4 protein-coding genes and 1 pseudogene are annotated in these 2,821 nt (G+C 75.1%); all 5 read left to right on the forward strand.

Annotated elements, in window-relative coordinates:
- Window positions 1–306, forward strand: a pseudogene (locus SACSA_RS25500) (hypothetical protein); the annotation flags it as partial.
- Between the two features lie 56 nt (window positions 307–362).
- The gene (locus tag SACSA_RS0100350; RefSeq protein WP_019812582.1) at window positions 363–593 is read left to right on the forward strand and encodes a hypothetical protein; all 231 of its coding nucleotides are present in this window, start codon (window positions 363–365) and stop codon (window positions 591–593) included.
- A 262-nt stretch (window positions 594–855) separates the two neighbouring features.
- Window positions 856–2,268, forward strand: a complete 1,413-nt coding sequence (locus SACSA_RS0100355) for an RNB domain-containing ribonuclease (RefSeq protein ID WP_019812584.1) — start codon at window positions 856–858, stop codon at window positions 2,266–2,268.
- Window positions 2,255–2,413 (forward strand): hypothetical protein, encoded by a 159-nt coding sequence (locus SACSA_RS24970; protein WP_019812585.1) that lies wholly within the window; start codon window positions 2,255–2,257, stop codon window positions 2,411–2,413. The genes SACSA_RS0100355 and SACSA_RS24970 overlap by 14 nt, the downstream gene beginning before the upstream one ends.
- On the forward strand, window positions 2,410–2,821 hold a 412-nt coding region (locus SACSA_RS0100365; RefSeq protein ID WP_028661384.1), incomplete at its 3' end, for a helical backbone metal receptor. The genes SACSA_RS24970 and SACSA_RS0100365, both read left to right, overlap by 4 nt.

The raw sequence follows: 2,821 nt of genomic DNA on the forward strand, positions 1-2,821 counted from the left end.
AGCTCCCGGGACTGGTTCGACGAGGTCACCGACGTCGACGGTGACACGGGTCGGGACGCGGCCCGGCCCGGCGGGACCGAGGCGGCGACCGGAGCCGGCACCGGCGGGGAATCCACCAGCGGGGAGGTCACCGGCGAAGCAGGCATCGGCGAAGCAGGCATCGGCGGAGCGGCCACCGGCGGGGAGGGCACCGGCGGGGAAGTCACCGGCGGAGAGAGCGCTCAGGGGGCGGAGAGCGGAACGACCGTCGGGTTCGGTCCCACGGGTGAGGAGCCGACCGAGATCCCCTACCGTTATCGCCGTTGACCGGCTGTCGTCGTTGACCGCTGTCGTCGCGGACGGGTGCGTGCCACGCTGGCGGTATGGCAGCGAACAGCACTGATCCGAATCCCCCGTCCGGCTGGTGGTACAACACGCGGACCGGCGAGGTCGAGCACGGCGAGCTGTCCCGCGCGATCGACCTCATGGGCCCCTACCCGGACGAGGCGACCGCCCGGCGTGCGCTGGAGATCGCTCGCGAGCGCACGAAGCAGGCCGACCGCGCCGAGGCCGAGTGGCAGGGCGAGGACGTCGAGGACGTGCCGGAGACGTGAGCCGTCCCGCGATGAGCCCGAGCCCCCACGGGGCGACTCGCGGCACCGCCTCGACGTGCGCCGAGGGGGCCTGTTCGCGCGTCGAGGGGTGACTCGACCGCGTCAGGGGGCGACTCGCCCGCGCCGCGAGGGCAACTCGCGGGCGGGGAAGGGCAACTCGCCTGCCCTGCGGGGGCAACTCGCGGGCGGGAGGGGGCAACTCGCGGGCTGGGTACGGGTTGCTCGGAGGTGTGGCGGGGCCCGGTCGGGTTAGGGTCGGGGTGTGGCTCTGGTGGCGCACGGCCAGGGCGCCGGCGACTTCGCCTCGCTGCGCGCCGAGTTCGAGCTGCCGGAGTCCTTCCCGCCGGAGGTGCTGGCCGAGGCCGACGCCGTCGCCGGTGACCCGGGCGATCTCGGTCACCGGCGGGTGGACGCCACCGAGTTGCCGCTGGTGACGGTCGACCCGCCCGGGGCGAAGGACCTCGACCAAGCCGTGTCGGTGCTGTCACGGCCGCGCGGCGGATTCCGCGTGCGGTACGCGATCGCCGACCTGGCGGCGTTCGTACCGCCCGGTGGTGCCGTCGACGCGGAGGCGCGAGGGCGGGGGCAGACGCTGTACCTGCCCGACGGCAACGTCGGCCTGCACCCGCCGAGACTCGCCGAAGGCGCGGCGAGCCTGCTCCCGGGCGTGGTGCGGCCCGCGGTCCTCTGGACGATCGACACCGATTCCGACGGCGAACCCACCTCCGTCGACGTGCGCCGCGCCTGGGTGCGCTCGGCCGACCGGCTCGACTACGACGCCGTCGCCGCAGCGCAGGCGGCCGGGCGACCGCACCCGGCGATCACCGGTCTGCCCGGTCTGGGCCGCCTGCGACGGGAACTGGCCGTGCGCAGGGGCGCGGTGGAGCCGCAGTTGCCGGAACAGCGCATCGGCGCCTGTCCCGGCGGCTGGGTACTGCGGAGCAGGCCGCGCCACGAGGTCGAGGACCACAACGCCGAGATTTCCCTGCTCACGGGCATGACCGCCGCGTCGATCATGCTGGAGGCCGGGGTGGGAGTGCTGCGCACGCTGCCGGAGGCCGACGACGGCGCGATCGACTGGTTGCGCCGCTCCGCCCGCGCGCTGGGGATCGCGTGGGCGCCCGAGGCCACGGTGTCGGAACTGCTCGCCGGGCTCGACCCCGCCCGGCCGACGTCCCTCGCGCTGTACGCGGGGACGAAACGGCTTCTGCGTGGTGCCGGGTACACCGCCTTCGACGGGGAGGTGCCCGGCATCGCCACGCACGCGGGCATCGGCGGGCCGTACGCGCACGTGACCGCGCCGATCCGCAGGTTGGTGGACCGCTTCGGCACGGAGGTGTGCCTCGCGGTGACCCACGGAAGGCCGGTGCCGGAGTGGGTGCGCGAGGCGCTGGGCACGCTGCCCCGGCTGATGGGCGTCTCGGACACGCGCGCGGCCCGCGTGGAACGCGCCTGCCTCGACCAGGTGGAGGCGTGGGTGCTCTCCGCGCACGTCGGGCGGACGTTCGAGGCGGTGGTCCTGCGCAGCGAGCCGAGCTGGGCGGAGGTGTTCGTCCGCAGGCCACCCGTGCTGACCCGGTGTGCCGGGGCGGGACTGCGGGAAGGCGCGCGGGTGCGGGTCCGGCTCACCGGTGTCGATGTGGACGAGCGGAGGGTGTGCTTTGAACGAGCGTGACGCGCGGCACCACCGGGAGTGGCTCGGCGAACGGCCCGAGCTGCTCGGCCGCCCGCGTGCCGGGGAGCTGAGCGGGCAGGCGCCGGGATGTGGGGGCGCCCCGAAGCCGGGCCACGCCGACGTGCTGGTGGACTACACGACATGACCGCTTACCGCACTCACCCCGTGGACGACCTGGGGGCCGAGGTGCCGCTGCGGGGCCACCCGCGCAGGGTGGTGTCGCTGGTGCCGTCGCTGACCGAGGCGATCGCCGAGACGGTGCCGGGCGTGCTCGCCGGGGCGACCACCTACTGCACACACCCTGCCGGGCTCGACGTGCCCCGCGTCGGCGGCTCGAAGTACCCCGTCGTCGACTCCGTCGCCGAACTGGCGCCCGACCTCGTCGTGGCGAACTCCGAGGAGAACCGTCCCGGGGACGTCGCGGCCCTGCGCGAGGCCGGAATCCCGGTGTGGGTGACCCGCGCGCCCGCGACCGTGCCGCACGCGCTCGACTCGCTGGAGCGGCTGGTCGCCGGGGCGTTCGACGCGCCCGTGCCGGACTGGCTCGCCGAGG

This window comes from Saccharomonospora saliphila YIM 90502, from assembly GCF_000383795.1.
GTDB classification, from domain to species: Bacteria; Actinomycetota; Actinomycetes; order Mycobacteriales; family Pseudonocardiaceae; genus Saccharomonospora; species Saccharomonospora saliphila.

What these genes read in the sequence shown, in the direction of transcription:
- SACSA_RS0100350 (WP_019812582.1), top strand. Translation starts at nt 363, where the DNA reads ATGGCAGCGAACAGCACTGATCCGAATCCCCCGTCCGGCTGGTGGTAC.